Raw genomic sequence first — 18,932 nt, forward strand, 5'->3', positions numbered from 1 at the left:
CAGGGACGGATTCACGGCGTGTCCCGCGATGGTGGGCGGGCAAGGGCCCTGCAGCAAACTCGCAGCTCAGCAGCTCTCCAGTAGAACAGCTTGAAGTAATGTGGTCAGCTGCTCTTACTCGGCAGCAGGCTGGGCGTCGCTCTTGGTGTCCAGGAAGTAGGCCACCACCTCACCCTTGACCTTCATCGTCATCGGGTTGCCGCGGCGGTCGCGTGCCTTGCCGACCTGCACCTTGATCCAGCCTTCGCTCATCGAGTATTCCTCCACGTTGTCGCGTTCGACCCCGTTGAAGCGCACGCCGATACCGCGATTGAGGACGTCGGCATCGTGGAACGGGCTGCGTGGGTCGATGGCCAGATGATCGGGAGGGGTATCGCTCATGGGAAAGGCGTCATGACAGACCGGGATAGCCGTCTTCGGCCGCACAGGATACGGGCCTGTGCCGGGAAGACCAGCCCTGATGCCACAGACGCGCTCGCCCGCCGGTTTGCTTGCGCCGCGTGAGGCGTCACACTTCGCACCTGCAATCCTTGAGCGAGACCGCCATGCCCGACAACAGTGCCGATTACGAAGACGACGAAGGCCTGCCGCCCGAGACCGACGAAGACGATGTCGACGACCATCCGGCGCGGGTCTGGAATTTGCTTGTGCTGATCAACCCGGGCGACGAAGACACCGCACTGGGGCAGTTCGACGCCTGGCGCGAAACGCAGGCCGAGGCGGACGACGATGAGGGCGACGATGCCTGGCTGTGGGCGCTGAAGGACGCGATCGACTGGCGCTCGGGGTTTTATGTCGACTGGAAGGATACCGATTCGTTCATTGCCGCCATCGACGAACTGAGCGCGCGCTGGAACTTGCGCATCGCGTGGGGCGGCGATCTGGACGATGAAGACTTCGCCAACGGCCTTGGCGTGCCCGACCTGATGGCGGTGGCGTTCGACCGCCTGCGCGAGCATGGCTATTCGCTGTGGAACTGGAACACCGGCGGCGATGCCTATGCCGGCTGGATCGCGCTCAGTCGCGACGACGAGGCGATGCTGGCGCTGACCTCGTTGCTGGACGTGGAAGTGCGGCTGGGCAACGAGGCGTTCTAAGAGCGGCGAACACAACGTAGCGAATAGTCGTCAGATGGGTGTGGACGGCGTGGAGGAACCGGAGCCTACGCGTGGTCCATGCTGCACCGAGCACCGAGCACCGAGCACCGACCGCGCCCGCACCCGCCTGGCGGTGAGCACGGTCCTCTTGCTTAGCTGCTCCAAGCCAGCCGCACGCCTGGTGCCGGAGGTGGCGTGCACCACCTCCGGCACGCTTGCCGATTACTGCCGCGCCATCAGCGACACGTTGTTGAACCCCCCTGTGCCGCCGACCAACTTGATGTAGTAGGTGCCGGTCTGCGGTGCGGTCAGCCGTAGCGTCTGCGCGCTGCCGGTGCGTGCGGATTTCAACTGGTAGCTGCTGGTGGTCGGCTCGACGTCGTAGCTGAGATACAGCGCGACGTTGCCGCCGCCACCGAAGCTGAGCACATTCAAGGCGCTGCCGGCGTTGGCGGTAAAGCGGTAGGTCTTTTCCTCGCTTTGACCGCCGCTCTGGCCGGTCAGGGCATCGCGGTTGGTCAGGCTCACGGTGACCGGTATGCAGGCGCTGCCGCTGCAGCTGTTCTGCACATAGTCCAGTGCCGCGGTGGCATCGACAATCCCGGTGCCGATCGGGCGACCGGTCGGTGGTCTGACCGGGAAGGCGCGCGCAGTCTGGCGCAGCATGGCTTCCATCTGCGCAGCGGCCAGCGGGGTCTTGCCGGAGGCGGCCAGCGCGCTCTGTACCAGGGCGGCCACCGCGGCCACATGCGGCGTGGCCATCGAGGTGCCAGCAAAGCCGATGTATTCGTACTCGCCGGAGGTCGGCGTGGTCTTGCCGCTATAGCCGGTCGACAGCACCACCCCGTCCCAGCCGCCGTTGCCGGTGTCGTCGGTGGCACCGCCGCCGGGGCCGGACAGGTCCACGCTGCTGCCGAAATTGGAGTAGAACGCGATCCCGCCGGTGATGCGGGTGGCGCCCACCGTGATCACGTTGCCGCAGCTCGACGGGCTGAACTGCGAGGCGTTACTGGCCTCGTTGCCAGCCGCCACCACCACCACAGCACCATTGGCCACTGCGGTGTCGATGGCGCTCTGGGTAGTGCTGTCGCATGTGCCCGGGCCGCCCAGGCTCAGGCTGATGACCTCGGCCGGATGGAGATTGTCCGGGACGCCGTCGATATGGCCGCCGGAGGCCCACACCATGGCATCGGCGATGTCCGAGCTGGTACCGCCACATTGGCCGAGTACGCGTACCGGCAGGATCTGCGCGTCGTAGGCAGCACCGGCGCCGCCGATCGTATTGTTGGTGAGTTCGCCGACCGTGCCCGCGGTATGGGTACCGTGCCAGCTACTGGAGCGCGCCGGCAGTCCGCAGAAGTTGTCCTCTTCGGTCCAGTCGCCGTAGTCCAACGCGCCCGGCACGCGGGCGTCGCTGTCGCGCCGGGAGATCGCCGCGTTGCTGATGAAGTCGTAGCCCGGCAGGATGTGGTCGTTGTTCTTCAGGTCCGGATGGTCGGGCAGGATGCCGGTGTCGAGCACCGCCACCACCACGCCGGCACCGGTGGAGCTCTCCCAGGCTTGTGGAGCGCGAATGCCGCCGATGCTGTCCTGCAGATGCCACTGGAACCCGGCATACAGGCGGTCGTTGGGGGTTACGGCGGTGGCGGTGGCCTGCGGCGTCACTGCGACGGCACCGGCCTTGAGCCTGGGCCCGGCTACGTCATCGACCGCGCGCAGCATGCGATCGAACTCGGCGTATTGCACTTGTGGATCGGCGCGCAGTTCGGTCAGCAACTTGGCCTGGTCGGCGCTGCTGAGCGTGCGCGCAAGGTCCAGCAGGCTGGCGCCGGTCCCGGTGCGCCGCAGCACGCGTGCGTTGAGCGGCGTGGCACGCGCGGCACCGCTGGCCGCGCGCAGGACACCGGCGCGGTTGGCGGCTGCAGACAGGATCGACAGGCGCGAGCTGTCGGACGGCACGCTGCTCTTGTATTTGACGATCAGCCGGGCGGGGAGTGCGGTTGGGGAAGTGGCCGTAGGCAGGCCGCGCAGGCTGAGTTGATCGGTGGCCGCATGGGCCTGAAACGTGGCCGTGGCCAGGATTGCGCTCAATAGCAGGGGCTTGAGCGGCAGCGAAGCGTTGTTCATGGGATGGCTCTCGCAAGAATCGATGGAGTTAAGGGGAAGACGTGCACGGCGCGGCGCAGGAGTTACAAGTCCACGCCGAAGCCCAGGCCTGCCGACGAGTCGCTGCCGCTGAACGCGCCGCCGAGGCTGAACGAGGCGCGCTCGCCCACCTTCTTGGCGTAACCGATGGAGAGCGCGCGCTCTCCGCTCTGGAAGCCGGCGCCGACGGCTATGCGACCGCGGGCACTCTGGGTGCCGGCAGCATTGATGCCCATGTTGAGCATCGCCGCGCTCATTGCGCCGATGCGGTCGATACGGCGATCCATCGTCTGAAAGCGCCGTTCGCTGCCATCGCGCAGTTGGGTGAAGCTGTCGCTCAGCGCCGACACCCGACTGTCGGTGTAGCTGTTGGCCGAACTCAGCGTGCGGCTGTTGCCGGCGTTGAGCTGGGCCACGTTGGCGGCGTCGGTATCGCTTTGTCCGGCAGCGACATTGGTGATCTGTCGCGTGTTGCCGGCGCTGCCGACCGAGACGCTGTTGGCGCGATCGGCCACCGCGCCACGTCCTAGCGCGACTGCGTTATCGGCGTCGACGCGCGCGCCCTGGCCGAGCGCGGTACCCGAGGCTGCGGTGACGCTGGCGCTTTCGCCCACGGCCACCGCGTTGGTGGCGGCGGTGGCGATGGTCGTATTGGCGCCGACTGCGGTGCTGCCGTCGGCGTTGACCTTGGCATTGGCACCGAGCGCGGTGTCCTGCGGGCCGTAGGCCAGCGCGTCGGCGCCGACCGCCAGGCCGTTCTCGCCATTGGCGGTGGCGGACGAGCCGATCGCCACGGCGTTGGTGCCGCTGCCGACCACCGGCGCCAGGCTGCCGCCGCCAACTGCCACGCCACCCGCAGACACGTTCTGCAAGGCGCCGATGCGGCCATCGAACACGGTCAGGGCCGCATCGATGGCGCCCATCGCCTCGCCGACATTGCCGTAGCTCGCGCCCTGCACCAGGTAGCTGCCGCTGATCAGGTTGCCGGTGGGGTCGAAAGCGCTACCGGCGCCCAGTGCGGTGGCCACGCTGCGCAGCTGTGCCAGGTTGACCGCGTCGGTGGCCTCGCTGCCGGCGGCCACGCTGGTGATCTGCCGGGTCAACCCGGACGCGACATCGCCCACCGCCACGCTATTGCTGCGGGTGGCATGCGAATACGCACCCAGCGCCACCGCGCTGCTGGCCGAGCGGTTCCAGGAGTCGTCGACCCAGTTGCCCACCTTGGCGCCATAGCCGATGGCGGTTGCATCGACGCCATTGGCCTCGGTGTCGTTGCCAATCGCAGTGCCATTGGGGTTGAACCAGGAGGTCTTGGCATTGACGCCAAGCGCCACGCTGTTGACGGCGTAGGTTTCGGCGTTGTGGCCGATCGCCACCGAGTCGGCGTCGTGGGTCAACGCAAACCCGCCCAGCGACACGGTGTTGGCCCCGAACGTGCCGGCGCTGTGGCCGATCGCCACCGAATCGGTGTTGCCCGGCAGGTTGGGGAAGATGTTGGCGTTGTAGCCGATGGCGATGGCGTAGTCGGACTGGGTTTGCGCACCCGCGCCCAGGGCGATCGCGCCGGTGCCGGTGGCTGCCGCGATCCCGATGCTGTTGCCTGCGCTCTCCGCAGCGGTGCTGATGCCGCCGATCGCGACGCTGTCGGTGCCGCTGGCCAAGGAATTGAAACCGATGGACACGGTACTGTCGGCGACCGCGCGTGCGCCGTTGCCGAGCGCACTGCTGCCCAGCCCGATCGCCTGCGAGCGGGTACCGATGGCGGTGGCGCCCTGCTCCAGTGCGCGTGCGCGATGTCCCAGTGCAGTGGCCTCGAAGACGCTGGCTTCGGCACCGCTGCCCACGGCGGTGGTCATCGCATCCAGCGCCTTGGCGCCGCCGCCGAGCGCGGTGGAGACGAAGCCGCTGGCTTCGGTGGACTCGGCGTGCACGGCGAGAATATTGCCGCCGTCGTCGTAATCGAACACGTCGGTGGTGCCACCCACCGCAACCGCCGATTCGCCGGTGGCCGCTGCCGCGTAGCCGGCGGCAATGGCGAACTTTTCGGTGACCGTGGCACCGGCGCCCAGTGCGATGCCGCCCTCACCGAGCGCATTGCTTGCTTCGCCGATCGCCACTGCATACGGCTCAGCGGCGAACGCGCCCACATCGGTGGTGGCGTCGGCGCCGCCGACGATATGGAAATGCTTGCCGGTGTCGGCAGCATCGTCCTGGTCGGCATCAGCCTGCGCCGTGGTGTCCTGGTCGGCCGCGATGGCGGCTGTATCGGTACCGGTCTGACCATCGGTTACGGCAGCGGCGGCGGCAGCAGCGTCGGCCTGCGGGGTGGCGACCTGCGCCATCACCGCGCTACTGCTGAGCAGCAGCGCGGTCAGGACCGCAGCATGCAGCAGCACGCGCTGCGGACGCTTGCCGGCATGGGGGTGCGGCGCGGTGGTGGTCGCGTGCCGGGCGCAGGCCCGGTTCGAGAAGCGATCAATCTGGCTCATGGAGATTCCCTGGCGCGTGGATGGAGTGGTCGACCGCTGCACATCGGCTCCCAGACATCCCCACGTGTCTTGGAATTCCGTACATTTCATGTTGCGGGACAACGCAACATAGTCATGCGCTCCGCCACGTGTCACCAAGCCACGATTGCATCCACTCACCACGAATGTGAGGATGCAAAAACACCCCAAGACGTCCTGTCGTGATGCTGTCTGCCGCAAAATCCAGGTTCGTGTCGCGTTGGTTGGCCACGCGCTGGCGCGAGGAGCCGATCGACCGACGGCAGGTGGCCTTCCTGCAGCTGCTGCTGATCGCCATCGCGCTGTACAACCTGGGCGATGTCGGATTTTTTCTCTACTTCGCGGGATTGAGCCGCTTGCAGGCCAGGCCCGATCTGGCCTGTGCGTTGGCCGGGACTGTGCTCACCGCGTTCGGCGCGCTGGCGGGCGTGCCGATGATCCGGCGCGGCCGCAGTGCGGCAGGCGTCAAGGTCTTCATTGCCGCCGCGTTGCTCGGCACCTTCGTCACTTACGTGCGGGTCGATATCTTCGACCTGCTGACCAATCCGATGCCGGTGATTGCGTTGGTGCTCGCCGGCATGGTGCTCGGTCGGCGCAATCTATGGCGCGTGTTTGCGCTGCTGGCGACGGTGTGCGCAATGGCGCTGGCCGCGCAATTGCTGTGGTTCCCGCCATCGCGTTCGACATGGGGTAATGTCGGGCTGGGACTGCTGACGGTTGTGGTGTATCTGCTGATCACCTTGATGCTTGATCGCACCATCGCCGCGCTGCGCGACAGCCTGGTGGAATCGGAACGCCGCCGCCGCGAACTCGAAGCGGTGAACCGCAAGCTGGTGCGCGAAATGGCAGAGCGCGAGCGAGTGCAGGAGCAACTGCTGCATACGCAGAAGATGGAAGCGCTGGGACGCCTGGCCTCCGGCGTTGCGCACGATTTCGATAATCTGATCAACGTCATCATCGGCTTTGCGCAGCGTCGCGATGCGCTGGAAGGCCGTGGCGAGGCGCCGTTGCTCAAGACGCTGGAAAGCATCGAAGCCGCATCGCGACGCGCGCTGACTGTCAGTCGCAGGATTCTCAATTTCGGCCGCGCCGAACCCGGCATTGCGCGCCTGTTCGATGCGCGCCAAGCGCTGCTGGAGATCGAACCCACGCTCAGGCAACTGTTCGGCCACGAGATCCGCCTGCAAGGCATCGCGCCGGGGCCGCCGCTGTGGATCGCGATGGATCTGGACGAACTGGAACTGGCATTGCTCAACATCGCCGCCAATGCGCGCGATGCGATGGACGGGCAGGGGTTGTTCCGCATCGACGGCGAGCAGCAGGCCGGCATGGTGGTGCTGCAGTTCTCGGACACCGGCCCGGGGATTCCCGAGCAGCTGCTGGCGCGCATTTTGGAGCCGTTCTACACCACTAAACCGGCCGGCAAGGGCACCGGTTTAGGGTTGTCGGTGGTGAACGAAATCGTCATCGCCGCCGGCGGGCGTGTGGAGGTCGGCAACACGGGCGATGGTGCCTGTATCCGCCTGTTGTTACCGGCTGCGGCGCCGCCGGAGCGAGCGAGTCGTGCCGATCAGCTAGCCAGCAGGTAACCCATTCCGCGCGAGGACAGCAGCGGAAACGCCGGCGCATCCGCTGCGGTGATGCGCGCGGCCTTGCGCCGCAGGCGATGGATCAGCATCTCCAACCGATGCAGATCGAAATCGCCGACGCACGCTTCCAATGCCGACACCAGCGCATCGCGCTCCACCGCCTGGCCGCGCTGTGCATCCAGGCAAGCCATTAGGCAGCGTTCGAGCGAGGTCAGGACGACAATCCGCGCATCCGGCGCGACCAGGCACCAGCCATCCGATTCCAGGCGCCACGCCGGTTTTTCCACGCTGCTGGCATCGGCCGGGCGCAAGCGCCGCGACAGATTGCGCAGCGTCAGCGCCAGGATCTCCGGGTCGGCGGGCTTGCGCAGGAAGGCGTCGGCGCCACTGCTCAGCGCATGCACGTGGTCCGAGCGGCCGCGGTTGCCGGTGAGCACCACGATGCCCAGGCCAGTGAACAGCGAACGCAGATGCGCAACCACGCTCAGGCCGCTCTCGTCCGGAAGCCCAAGGTCCAGCAACACCATGTCGAAGGTCTGCTCCAGCATCAGCCGGTACAGCGCCCCGGCGGTGCCGGCGCCACTGACCGCGAATCCGAACTCCTGCAGGCCGGGAATCAGGATTTCTTCGCGCAGAACATCGTCGTCTTCAAGAACGGCGACGCGCAACATGGACGGCAGCTCGGAGGGCGGGACGCGAACAGGCAATGCAACGGCTCCGGAAGATGGGTCGCTTCGATAGTGACAGGCTTGTGCGTGGGCACGGAAGCGGCTTAGCCGGTCACACGGGTGTGTGCGCCACAGGCGTCATCGGGTTGCAAAGATGCATGCGTTGTATGCGCGAGCATGATGCGCAGTTGCAGTGCCATGCGTGTTTCGCCTGCGCGCGACTCGCGTTGGTTGCGTCATCGTGCTGATCTGCGCTGCTCGATGCTCGATGCTCGATGCTCGCTGCTGTCTGCGGCGTTAGGTGTGCGGCTTGTGGTTTGATGTGGCGCTGCAACACCTGGAGACGCCGGCGTACTGCTGTCAGCCAACGCACACCGTTGCCAGTCTCGCGCGATGGCTGCGGGCATGCGCTTTCGGCGGTACCTGTGCCTGTCGCGTGACTGGCGCGATCGCTGGATCGGCGCTACGGCACCTCACCGCGCGCCTGCGCACGTGCATTGGCGATCAGCGCCTTGAGCAGTGCGCGGTCGGTATGGCGGGAGATGGGGATGGTGCCCAGGGCGATGGCCTCCAGGCGTAGCGGTGCGGGCACGTCGTAGTGCGCACCGCTGAGTTTGTTCTGGAAGGCGCGGCGGGGAATGCCCAACCGCGCCGCCATGGCATGCAGCTCGTCCAGCGTGTCGCCGAGCAGGTGCGCCCAGCGCTGGTCGCGCCACAGATGCACCGCATCGTCGATGTAGACAGCCATCGGCCGGGTCAGGCCTTTTTGGATTTCTTCGGCTTTTTAGCGGCGTTCTCGCCGTCGGCTTCGTCCGTTTCTGCGGCATCGCTGGCGTCTGCGTCTGCCGCGCTGTCGTCGTCGTCGCCAGCCGCCTCTTCTGCAACGGCGTCGGTGCCGGCATCGTCGGCTGCGTCTTCGGCCTCGCCGTCTTCATCGGCATCGGCGTTCTGGAATTCGGCCACCAGCGTGGTCAGATATTCCTCGGCGGTCTGGCCTTCTTCGGCGGCCAGGTCGTCGATCATCTGCTGCAGCTGGGTCGAATATTCCAGCGAGATGGTCTTGCCTTCGGCTTCCTGCAGGTTGGCCAGGTGCTTGAGCATGGCCAGCATCGGAACCGGATTGTCGGCGCTGCCCATGGTCTGGCCACCGATCGACAGCATCCACTCGCTGCCACCCTGCAGACCGATCGCTGCCACGACACGGCCGTCGGCGTCCTGCAGCACGGCGTGGTTGGTGACCTGGGGCGCCTGGCCCAGACGGACGATGGGGCGCTTGGGGAGCTGCTTCTTGCGCTTGTCGCGCTTGGCCTTGGAATTGCGGGACACGGTGTTCTCGACGCTGGGAATGGCCGGCCATTCTAGAACGTGCGCCGCACGATGCGATGAGTCGCGGGAATCGGCGGGGTCACGGGCCAGGCGGAGTCCACGTTCCAAGTGCGATTGCTTGGCAAATTCTGGAGCTCAAAGTCCGAATCCCGCAGACCTGGTCAATCCCGAATCTCGAATCCCCAGCGCCACTCACTGCTCCCCAGCGCCACTCACTGCCCCTCCACCGCCACCCGCGGCGCGGCTACCGCCGCTTCGGCCGCCTTGGCGAGCGCAGCGGCCGAAGCCACCTGTGCGCTGGACGACATCCGCGGTGCGGCCGGGCGTGCAGCGGCGGTGCTGGCCGGCACCGGAGTCGCCTCCGCGGCGCCCTTTGCTGCAGCGGGCGGCGTCGTGGCCGACGCAGCCGGCGCAGCACCGGCTGCTGGCGCGCCCACCGTGGCCGTGCCGGGAGCAGCAGCGGCGCTGAGGTCCGGCACCTGGGTGTCGGCGTCGTGTACCGACTTGCCCAGCGCCACGCCCTGTCCAGCGCCGGCCAGCGCCGCCTGTTCGGCGTCCTGGGTCATCACCACGATGCTGATGCGGCGGTTGATCGGGTTCTGCGGATCGGTCTTGTCGAACAGCACCGATGACGACAACCCGACAACGCGGGTCACCTTGGCATCGGACATGCCACCAACCACCAGCGCACGCCGCGCGGCGTTGGCACGGTCGGCGCTGAGTTCCCAATTGGTGTAGCCGGCATCGCTGCTGTAGGCGGTGGTGTCGGTGTGGCCGGTGATGCTGATGTGGTTGGGCACCTGATTGATGAAGCTGGACAGCTCACGCAGGATGTCCACCGTGTACGGCTTGAGCTGGTCGCGGCCGATGTCGAACATCGGGCGGTTCTGCTTGTCCACGATCTGGATGCGCAGGCCATCGGGTGTGAGGTCCAGCAGCAACTGGTCCTTGAACGGCTCCAGCGCCTGGCTCTTGTCGATGGCTTCCTTGAGGTCCTGCATCAGCGCTTCCAGGCGCTTCTTGTCCTTGGCGCGGCTGTCCACGTCGGTATCGGCCGCGTTGTCGCGCTTGCGGCCCATCTCGTCCTTTTGCCCCTTGGCCATGTCGGCGGTACCGCCGAGCTTGATCATCGAGGTGCTGGCGCCACCGGGGCCGTTCATGCCGGGCGACGGCGCCGGCGATTTGCCGGACAACGGGCTGGGGTTGCGGAAATATTCGGAGATCGCCGCGCGCTGTTCCTTGGTGGTGGCGGCCATCAGCCACAGCACCAGGAAGAAGGCCATCATTGCGGTCACGAAGTCGGCAAACGCCACTTTCCAGGCGCCGCCATGATGGCCGCCGCCCTGCACCTTCTTGACCCGTCGGATGACGACGGTGGATTTGCCCTCGGCCATGACCGCGGTCCTACTTGATCGTCTTCAGGTGCATTTCGAAATCGCCGAAACTCGGACGCACGTTGGACGGCAGGGTCTTGCGCGCAAATTCCAGTGCAATCTTCGGGTTGTAGCCACGCAGGCAGGCCAGCAGCGCGGTCTTGACCGCTTCGTACATGCGCCCGTCCTGATCGGCGCGCGCTTCCATCGCCGCCGACAGCGGCGCCACGAAGCCATACGCCAGCAGGATGCCCAGGAAGGTGCCGACCAGCGCGGCGCCGACGTGGTGGCCGATCTCTTCGATCGGGCCGCCGATCGACCCCATGGTGATCACGATGCCGAGCACTGCCGCCACGATGCCGAAGCCGGGCAGGCCGTCGGACACCTTGCTCAGCGCATGCGATGGCGCCATCGCTTCGTGGTGGTGCTTTTCCAGCTCCAGTTCGAGCAGCGGTTCCAGTTCGTGCGGCTCGATGTTGCTGCCGATCATCAGACGCAGGCAGTCGGTGATGAAGTCCAGCAAGTGATGGTCGGCCACCACCTTGGGGTAGTTGCCGAAGATGGTGCTGTCCTGCGGTTTTTCGACATGATCTTCCAGCGCCATGAACCCATCGCGACGCGCCTTGTTCAGCAGCTCGTAGATCAGGCTCAGGGTGTCCTTGTAGTCGTCGGACTTGTAGCGCGGACCCTTGAACACGCCCAGCACGTCGGCGACGGTCTCCTTGACGATCTTGGCCGGCGTACTAACGAGGAACGCGCCCAATGCCGCGCCGCCGATGATCATCAGTTCGTACGGCTGCCACAACGCGCCCAGCTTTCCGTGCGACAGCACGTAGCCGCCGAGGACGCTGACGATGACAACAATGAAGCCAACGATGATGAGCATGGCGAAGCCGGAAGCAAGCTGGGAGTGCTAGTTGTTTCGGCTTGCGCGGCGGATTCTTGAAGTGCACGGCGTGAAGATGTGCGCTGTAACTGAACGCTCAGCCGATTGTCGTGGCGGCCTCATGCACGCATTTGACCGCATCGCCGCCCGTCAGCGATAGCGGCGCGTGGCCGGCATATTCGCGGAATCGATTGCCCTGGGCGTCGGCAAACCGCGTGCCGGAGGCGGCCTGGGCACCGAGCAGGGCCAGCATGCGGCCGGCGAAGATCAGCCGCACCGCTCGGTGGCCGGATCGAAACAGGCGGCGATCACCCGCTCGCCGCAGCGCCAGCTCACTGCGTCTGCGAGGTGGGCGGTGGCAGCAGAGGCCGGCGTGGTGCTAGCTGCGGTCTGCACCAGCCGGGATGCGGTATTGCCTCAGCCACGCTCCCGTACCCATCGCTCCATCAGGCCGGCTGTGCCTCGGCGCCGTCACGATGCAGCGGGTTGGGCAGCGCCTGGCCGTTTTCGGTAAAGCCCAGCGACACCGAGTTGAGGCAATGCCGCTCGCCGGTCGGCGGCGGGCCGTCGGGGAACACATGCCCCAGGTGGCTATCGCAGCGTGCGCAGACGATTTCGGTGCGGATCATGCCGTAGCTGATATCGCGGATTTCGCGCACATGGGCGACATCGTAGGGTGCGAAGAAGCTCGGCCAGCCGGTGCCGGATTCGAACTTGGCGCTGGAGCGGAACAGCGGCAACCCGCACAGCCGGCAGGTGTAGACCCCGTCGAGCTTGTTGTCCAGGAAGACCCCGCAGAACGGCGCCTCGGTGCCATGGTGCAGCAGCACGCGCTGTTCCTCGTCGCTGAGCCCGGCGATCAAGGCATCGCGCTGGGCGGGGGAGGGAGGGGTCAGGTCGAACTGGCTCATAGGGCTCTCGCATGCGCGCGCTGGCGACGTACCGGCGTCTGCACAGGTGATATGGGCACGGCGGGCCCGGTTCAACCGTGTTGGCTGGCGACGGCCGGCGACCGGCGACCGGTGAACGGTGAACGGGGAGCGGTGAACGGGGAGCCGGGAGCGGGAGCGGGGGCGCAACGCTGGCCGACCCGTTCACCGGTCGCTGCTGCCCGCAGGCGTTCCCCAGGCGAGGGCACACGCTCGCCGAGTCTTCGCTCAGACGTGCGGGGATCGGCCTGATTGCATCGGTCGTTCTGCCGAACTGTCGTGGCGGCAATGCCCACCTGCGTGGCGATTGCGGGGCAGGGGAGCATTGCCGACAAGGGATGGAACAGTGAGCACCGGGGGTCTGCCAACGGTGGTTCCCATGCCTGATCGGGATCCGCTGCCGCGGACACGTCTGTTTCGCGCCCGGATAGGTCCGTTTCCCGGCACCTGGATGGTTCGTCGAGCACCGACGTTCATGTGCCGGCCGGGCACATCCATTGCCACGCAACGGTGGCGCCCCCACTCCGTGAGTGTCCTTACTCACTGCGGCGGCTGACATGGCGATCCATCCTTCCACGCGCGCCCTGATGGCCTGCGCCCTGCTCGGCATTGCCGGTGCTGCCCTGGCGCAGTCCGCCACCAGCACGCGCTCGTCGAACACGCTGCAGCCCATCGCGACGCCGGCTCCCGCGCAGCCCAAGGTGGCGCCACCGCGCGCGCTGCAGCCATCCAATGCGTTGAGCCCGGTGCCGTCACAGCTGAGCCAGCGCCCGGCCGCTCCCAGCATCCCCACGCGCGGCCCGGCCGCAACGCCGGTTGCGCCAGCGGGCAGTCAGGTACCGACCGCCACGCCGATGGTCTACGACCGCAACGGGCGTCTGCTGCAAGGCATGCAGCCGGCCGGCCCCAACCGGGTGCTGGATACCAAGACCGGACGCTACTACGACGCCGTCCCGGCTGGCGACGGCATGCGCGTGGTGCGCTGACAGCGGCATTGGTGCTGCCGACTGTCAGCCAGTGGCAACGCCGGCATGCAATGGCAACGTGGTCAGCGCCGCAGGGTGACTGTGCTTATCGCATCAGCGGCCATCCAGCAGGCAGATGCTCAGCCGACACACTCCCCGCACATCTGCCGCCAGCCGCCAGCCGCTAGCCGCCAAACACCAAACACCAAACACCAAACACCAAACACGAAGCGCCAAACACAAAGCGCCAAGCCGAGCCGGCCACCGCCGCAGCGGCATTGCCACCGGCCCTCGCGAGCCGCACTTTCGAATCCCCAATCCCCAATCTCACCCCTCAATCGGCAACGCCAGCGTCTCCTTGACCTCTTCCATCACGATGTAGCTCTTGGATTCACGCACATGCGGCAAGGTGAGCAGGGTGCTGCCTAGCAACTTGCGATAGGACGCCATTTCGCTGATACGGGCCTTGAGCAGGTAATCGAAATCGCCGGACACCAGATGGCACTCCAGCACGTTGGGCAGCTTCAACGCGGCGCGGCGAAACTCTTCGAAGATGTCGCCGGATTTGTAAGCCAGGCTGATCTCCACAAACACCAGCAGGCTGGCCTTGAGGTAGTGCGGGTCCAACCGCGCGTAGTAGCCGGTGATGGCGCCGTCGCGCTCCAGCCGGCGCACGCGCTCGGTGCACGGCGTGGTCGACAGGCCGACCCGTTCGCCCAGTTCGGTAAATGAAATCCGCCCTTCCTGCTGCAGGATGCGCAGGATCTTGCGGTCGATCTTGTCCAGCTCGCGCGCGCGGGTGGCCATGGGGTTTGTCTCCACAAGCTTTGACAGGAAGTTTCACTGCAAAGGCGAGCCGATTCCAGAAATCGCACTGCCTGGATCGCAATATACTGCGTCTAACTGTCTCCCCCAGCGCGTGCTTGTGGGGGAATACCCTTTCAGGAGAGCGACATGCGGGTGCTCATTCTCGGTAGCGGCGTCATCGGCACCACCACCGCGTGGTATCTGGCCCAGGCGGGCTGCGAGGTCACCGTGGTCGACCGCCAGCCGGCCTCTGCGCTGGAAACCAGCTATGCCAACGCCGGCCAGCTCTCGTTCGGCTACACCTCCCCGTGGGCCGCGCCGGGCGTGCCGGGCAAGGCGATGAAGTGGCTGTTCGAGCAGCATGCGCCGCTGTCGATCCGCCCCACCCGCGACCTGCGCCAGCTGACGTGGCTGAGCCAGATGCTGCGCAATTGCACCGCCGAGCGCTACGCGGTGAACAAGGCGCGGATGGTGCGCATGTCCGACTACAGCCGCGACTGCTTGAACGCGCTGCGGGCCAGCACCGGGATCGAATTCGAAGGCCGCCAGCTCGGCACCACCCAGTTATTCCGCACCCAGCAGCAACTGGACGCCGCCGCACAGGACATCGAGATCCTGGCCCAATACGGAGTGCCCTATGAGCTGCTGAGTCCGGCCCAGATTGCGCAGTTCGAGCCCGGCCTGGCCGGCGGTGGCGCGCAGATGGCCGGCGCGCTGCGCCTGCCCGAAGACCAGACCGGCGACTGCCGCCTGTTCACCCAACGCCTGGCCGAGCTGGCTGCGCAGGCGGGGGTGGAATTCCGCTACGGGCAGCAGATCGAGCGCCTGGAACACAGCGGCGGCCGCGTCACCGGCGTGCAGATCGATGGCCGTCTCGACACCGCCGACCGCTACGTGCTGGCGCTGGGCAGCTATTCGGCCGACCTGCTGCTCTCGCTCGGCCTGCATCTGCCGGTCTACCCGCTCAAGGGCTATTCGCTGACGATCCCGATCGTCGATGCCGCGCGCGCGCCGACCTCCACGGTGCTGGACGAAAGCTACAAGATCGCGCTGACCCGCTTCGACGACCGTATCCGCGTCGGCGGGATGGCCGAGGTGGCCGGCTTCGACCTGTCGTTGAATCCGCGCCGTCGCGCCACCCTGGAAATGGTGGTCAACGACCTGTATCCCGGCGGCGGCGATCTGGCCCGGGCCGAGTTCTGGACCGGCCTGCGCCCGGCCACCCCGGATGGCACCCCGGTGGTGGGCGCCACGCCGTACGCCAACCTGTTCCTCAATACCGGCCATGGCACGCTGGGTTGGACCATGGCCTGCGGCTCCGGTCGTTACCTGGCCGACCTGATGCAGGGCCGCACGCCCGAGATCGATACCGAGGGCCTGGACGTATTCCGTTACCTGTCCACGCGCAGCCAGCGCCCGCAGCGGGAGGCCGCGTAGTGCGTCCTGCGCAAGCGTCGATCGATCTGGATGCATTGCGTCACAACTACCGCCTGGCCAAGCAGCTGGGTGGCGGCAAGGCGCTGGCGGTAGTCAAGGCCGATGCCTACGGGCACGGCGCGGTGCGCTGCGCGCAGGCGCTGGAGCCGGAGGCCGACGGCTTTGCGGTGGCGTGCATCGAAGAAGCGTTGGAACTGCGCCAGGCCGGCATCCGCGCACCGATCTTGCTGCTGGAAGGTTTTTTCGAGCAGGACGAGCTGCGCCTGATCGCCGAGCATGATCTGTGGACGGTGGTGGCCACACCGCAACAGGTACGCGCGCTGGCCGAGTTCCAAAGCCCGCGCCCGTTGCGTATCTGGCTGAAGCTGGACAGCGGCATGCACCGGCTGGGGCTGTCGCCGGAGGATTTTCGCGCTGCCTGGTTGCGTCTGCGCGGGCTGCCGCAGATCGCCTCGCTGGTGTTGATGACGCATCTGGCGCGCGCCGACGAGCTGGAGTGCAGCCGCACCGACGAACAGGCGGTGGCGTTCGCGCTTACCGCTGGCGGCATGCGTGCGGAAACCAGCATTCGCAATTCGCCCGGCCTGCTGGGCTGGCCGGCACTGCGCAACGATTGGTCGCGCCCGGGCCTGATGCTGTACGGCGCAAACCCGTTCCCGCAGGACACCGAAATCACCGCGCAGCTGCGCCCGGTGATGACGCTGCGCTCGCGCATCATCTCGGTGCGCGACCTGCCGGCCGGCGAGCCGGTGGGCTATGGCGCGCGCTTCGTGGCCGAGCGGCCGACGCGCGTCGGCGTGGTGGCGATGGGCTATGCCGACGGGTACCCGCAGTTCGCGCCCAACGGCACCCCGGTGCTGGTGGATGGCCAGGTGTGCCCGCTGATCGGGCGCGTGTCGATGGACATGCTCACCGTGGACCTCACCGATCACCCGCAGGCCGACATCGGTGCCAGCGTCCAGCTCTGGGGCGATGCGCCACGCGTCAGCCCGCTGGCGACGCAGTGCAACGTCAGCGCCTATCAGTTGCTGTGCGGACTCAAGCGTGTGCCGCGGGTATATGTGGGCGAGGCTGCAGCAGTTTGAACGACACGAGTGCTTCGCCCCCCTCACCCCAACCCCTGTCCCGAGAGGAGAGGAGAGGAGATGAGGGGGGCTTCAAGCAGCAGCTCGACCGCTTGCCCTTCTCCCGCCGGGCGGGAGAAGGTGGCGCGCAGCGCCGGATGAGGGGACAGGCGAAGCCTCGTGCAGGCTGGGCGATACGAGTGCTTCGCTCTCCCGAGGGAAGAGGGGCCTGAGCAGCAGCTCGACTGCTTGTCCTTCTCCCGCCGGGCGGGAGAAGGTGACGCGCAGCGCCGGATGAGGGGACGGGCGAAGCTCGTGCAGTCTGGGCGATACGATTGCTTCGCTCTCCCGCGGGGAGAGGGGCCTGAGCATCAGCTCGACCGCTTGCCCTTCTCCCGCCGGGCGGGAGAAGGTGGCGCGCAGCGCCGGATGAGGGGACGGGCGAAGCCTCGTGCAGGCTGGGCGATACGAGTGCTTCGCTCGTCCCAACCCCTCTGCCGAAGTGAGAGGGGCTCGAAGCGTCAGCTCACAACCCAGCCGTACTGCGATCGCCGCGGAACTGCTTGCGTACCCAGTCGTCGATCATCGCTTTCTCGAAGCGCAGCGGGTCGCTATCGGTCAGGCGTGGGCCGCTCATCAAAAACGCCGAGTCCACCAGCTTGCGTTCGCCCTGGTCGATCACCTGGCCGTTGGCACCGGTCAGCGTGTAGGTAAAGCTCAGGCGCGGCGGGTAGATGTCCTTGACCACGCGCACGTCCTGCATGCGCGGCCCGTGCCAGGGCTCGTACTGGCCGGCACGGCGGATGTCGGTGATGGTCACGCTCAGGTGCTGGCCGTCGGGGAGCTTGCGGGCGGCACTCTGCTGGAAATGGGTCGCCAGCTGGGTTACCCAATCGCCGCGCTGCGCTTCCCAACGGTTGCCGCTGAAGCGCACTTCGGAGAAGTCGGCCGGGTCGGTCCAGCGCACGTCCACCTTGCCATCGCTGCTCAGCGCACGTGGCGCCTGCGGGTCGGTGACGTTGCGCACGCGGGCCTGCACACCGGTCGCCGCGAGCAGTCCTGCCAGCAACAGGCCGGCGCCGGAAACACTGGAAAGTTTCATGGAAAGCCTCCAAGCGGAAGGTACGTTGCGTACCCGCTGTCACAGCAGTGTGGGGCTGCACCAGGCCGCCCGCAACGCACGCTGCGCGCGGGGGCGTCTTGCGTTGCCGCCCGGTTAATCCGCACCGCAGCGACCATGACGGCGAGTTCACTGCGCCTGCGCCCGCGCTTCACGGCACAGGCCGGAAGATCGCTCGCATGGATACCCACTCTTTTCGCACAAAGTCAGTTTCTTCGGCGCCGGCGCACATGCCGGCGGACGTGCGCCTGCAGTTCATCGACTGGGCAAAACAGCACGGCCACAACCCCGCCACCGGGGCCGCCGCCTTCGTCGCCCTGCAAAGCGAGGTGGACCTGGACCTGGCCACGCGCGCCCTGCACATGGAACCCGGTACCGACCCACGCGATGCGTTGCGCGAGCACTTGGCCGGGCTGGCACGTCAGGTCGATGTGGCAGTGCAGTTTCCGCCGGTGTACGCCTACACCGCCGCGACGGGTCTGACCTATCGCTACTCGCTGATGCTGGTGATCGCCGAGGACTGTGTCGAGTGGACCGCGCGGATCTGGCAGGACCTGGATTACCAGGGAATGCTCACCGGCCGTGGACAAGGGCCGCGTGCCAATTACACCCAGCTGGCGCGCATGGCGCTGGAAAACGAGCTTGATCAGGAGCGCCCGCGTTATGTCCAGGCATGAATTGGAACTGGAACTGCCGCTCGGCGCGCAGGTGGCCACGGGTGACGACGGCTTCAGCCAGCGCTGCCGTGGTGAGTGCGCAGAACTCGGATTGTCGCGGGTGAGGCTGCTACTGCTGGACGCCGACTACGCACGCTCCACCGCCTGGCGCGAAGAGGCGCAGCGCTGGATGGACGAGCAGCTGCGCCGTGAGGGCGAGTGGGTATTTCGCGGGGTGATCGCCGGCATCGTGGTGCTGGCGACCTGCATCGCCCTGGCCGCCGCCACGCTGTGGTGAGCCCGCGACACAGGGGCGGAATGGCACCCTGCAATGGCGGTGTGAACCAGGCCGGCCCCCTGTGC

General features: G+C 66.9%; 19 protein-coding genes and 1 other RNA gene. 7 read left to right on the top strand and 13 right to left on the bottom strand.

The features are described 5' to 3' along the window. Positions 1–114 precede the first annotated feature (114 nt). On the bottom strand, positions 115–381 hold the full coding sequence (locus RQH86_RS10410; RefSeq protein WP_115562962.1) for a DUF3297 family protein: 267 nt from the start codon (positions 379–381) through the stop codon (positions 115–117). Between the two features lie 164 nt (positions 382–545). Here RQH86_RS10410 and RQH86_RS10415 point away from each other — a divergent pair, with 164 nt between their 5' ends. Then, positions 546–1,097, top strand: a complete 552-nt coding sequence (locus RQH86_RS10415; protein ID WP_055847893.1) for a hypothetical protein — start codon at positions 546–548, stop codon at positions 1,095–1,097. A gap of 4 nt (positions 1,098–1,101) precedes the next feature. On the opposite strand, the gene RQH86_RS10420 is transcribed toward RQH86_RS10415, so the two are convergent. From RQH86_RS10420 to RQH86_RS10430, 3 genes are all read right to left on the bottom strand, one after another. Then, positions 1,102–1,177: non-coding RNA, sX9 sRNA (locus RQH86_RS10420), on the bottom strand. A 142-nt stretch (positions 1,178–1,319) separates the two neighbouring features. Beyond that, entirely contained in the window at positions 1,320–3,224 is a 1,905-nt protein-coding gene (locus RQH86_RS10425; protein WP_311238833.1) for a S8 family peptidase, read from the bottom strand. Between the two features lie 62 nt (positions 3,225–3,286). Then, on the bottom strand, positions 3,287–5,731 hold the full coding sequence (locus RQH86_RS10430; RefSeq protein WP_311238832.1) for an adhesin: 2,445 nt from the start codon (positions 5,729–5,731) through the stop codon (positions 3,287–3,289). Positions 5,732–5,961: 230 nt separating this feature from the next. Between RQH86_RS10430 and RQH86_RS10435 the strand changes: the two genes are divergently transcribed. Then, positions 5,962–7,338, top strand: a complete 1,377-nt coding sequence (locus RQH86_RS10435) for an ATP-binding protein (protein ID WP_311238831.1) — start codon at positions 5,962–5,964, stop codon at positions 7,336–7,338. Here the strand turns inward: RQH86_RS10435 and RQH86_RS10440 are convergent. The 7 genes from RQH86_RS10440 to msrB form a co-directional block, all read right to left on the bottom strand. Beyond that, positions 7,320–8,006, bottom strand: coding sequence for a response regulator transcription factor (locus RQH86_RS10440; protein WP_055850232.1), 687 nt, complete (start codon positions 8,004–8,006; stop codon positions 7,320–7,322). The two genes, RQH86_RS10435 and RQH86_RS10440, sit on opposite strands and share 19 nt — an antisense overlap. Positions 8,007–8,469: 463 nt before the next feature. Continuing rightward, positions 8,470–8,754 carry a DUF4031 domain-containing protein gene (locus RQH86_RS10445; protein WP_104615032.1) on the bottom strand — a complete coding sequence of 95 codons (285 nt, stop codon included), beginning with the start codon at positions 8,752–8,754 and terminating at the stop codon, positions 8,470–8,472. Positions 8,755–8,762: 8 nt separating this feature from the next. Continuing rightward, entirely contained in the window at positions 8,763–9,332 is a 570-nt protein-coding gene (locus tag RQH86_RS10450) for a hypothetical protein (protein ID WP_311238830.1), read from the bottom strand. A gap of 212 nt (positions 9,333–9,544) precedes the next feature. Continuing rightward, positions 9,545–10,726 (bottom strand): flagellar motor protein MotB, encoded by a 1,182-nt coding sequence (motB, locus tag RQH86_RS10455; RefSeq protein WP_311238829.1) that lies wholly within the window; start codon positions 10,724–10,726, stop codon positions 9,545–9,547. Positions 10,727–10,736: 10 nt separating this feature from the next. After that, the gene (motA, locus tag RQH86_RS10460) at positions 10,737–11,591 is read right to left on the bottom strand and encodes a flagellar motor stator protein MotA (protein WP_055847909.1); all 855 of its coding nucleotides are present in this window, start codon (positions 11,589–11,591) and stop codon (positions 10,737–10,739) included. Positions 11,592–11,688: 97 nt separating this feature from the next. Then, positions 11,689–11,868, bottom strand: coding sequence for a hypothetical protein (locus RQH86_RS10465; RefSeq protein ID WP_311238828.1), 180 nt, complete (start codon positions 11,866–11,868; stop codon positions 11,689–11,691). Positions 11,869–12,037: 169 nt separating this feature from the next. Next, positions 12,038–12,502: a peptide-methionine (R)-S-oxide reductase MsrB gene (msrB, locus tag RQH86_RS10470; protein WP_055847914.1), complete on the bottom strand. Its 465-nt coding sequence runs from the start codon at positions 12,500–12,502 to the stop codon at positions 12,038–12,040. A gap of 575 nt (positions 12,503–13,077) precedes the next feature. Here msrB and RQH86_RS10475 point away from each other — a divergent pair. Next, positions 13,078–13,506, top strand: coding sequence for a hypothetical protein (locus RQH86_RS10475; protein ID WP_311238827.1), 429 nt, complete (start codon positions 13,078–13,080; stop codon positions 13,504–13,506). Between the two features lie 306 nt (positions 13,507–13,812). Here the strand turns inward: RQH86_RS10475 and RQH86_RS10480 are convergent, their stop codons facing one another. Further along, entirely contained in the window at positions 13,813–14,292 is a 480-nt protein-coding gene (locus tag RQH86_RS10480) for an Lrp/AsnC ligand binding domain-containing protein (protein ID WP_005992148.1), read from the bottom strand. Between the two features lie 147 nt (positions 14,293–14,439). Between RQH86_RS10480 and RQH86_RS10485 the strand changes: the two genes are divergently transcribed. Beyond that, the gene (locus tag RQH86_RS10485; protein ID WP_055847919.1) at positions 14,440–15,729 is read left to right on the top strand and encodes a D-amino acid dehydrogenase; all 1,290 of its coding nucleotides are present in this window, start codon (positions 14,440–14,442) and stop codon (positions 15,727–15,729) included. Further along, entirely contained in the window at positions 15,729–16,814 is a 1,086-nt protein-coding gene (alr, locus tag RQH86_RS10490) for an alanine racemase (protein ID WP_115528978.1), read from the top strand. Before RQH86_RS10485 ends, alr begins: the two co-directional genes overlap by 1 nt. A gap of 505 nt (positions 16,815–17,319) precedes the next feature. Here the strand turns inward: alr and RQH86_RS10495 are convergent. After that, complete coding sequence (locus RQH86_RS10495) at positions 17,320–17,895, bottom strand: DUF3016 domain-containing protein (RefSeq protein ID WP_115513971.1); 576 nt, start codon at positions 17,893–17,895, stop codon at positions 17,320–17,322. A 248-nt stretch (positions 17,896–18,143) separates the two neighbouring features. Between RQH86_RS10495 and RQH86_RS10500 the strand changes: the two genes are divergently transcribed. After that, positions 18,144–18,590, top strand: coding sequence for a hypothetical protein (locus RQH86_RS10500; RefSeq protein WP_161961691.1), 447 nt, complete (start codon positions 18,144–18,146; stop codon positions 18,588–18,590). Continuing rightward, complete coding sequence (locus tag RQH86_RS10505; protein WP_055847930.1) at positions 18,577–18,867, top strand: hypothetical protein; 291 nt, start codon at positions 18,577–18,579, stop codon at positions 18,865–18,867. Before RQH86_RS10500 ends, RQH86_RS10505 begins: the two co-directional genes overlap by 14 nt. The last annotated feature ends 65 nt before the right edge of the window (positions 18,868–18,932 follow it).

The organism is Xanthomonas sp. WCS2018Noco2-27 (genome assembly GCF_031843525.1).
Classification (GTDB): domain Bacteria; phylum Pseudomonadota; class Gammaproteobacteria; order Xanthomonadales; family Xanthomonadaceae; genus Xanthomonas.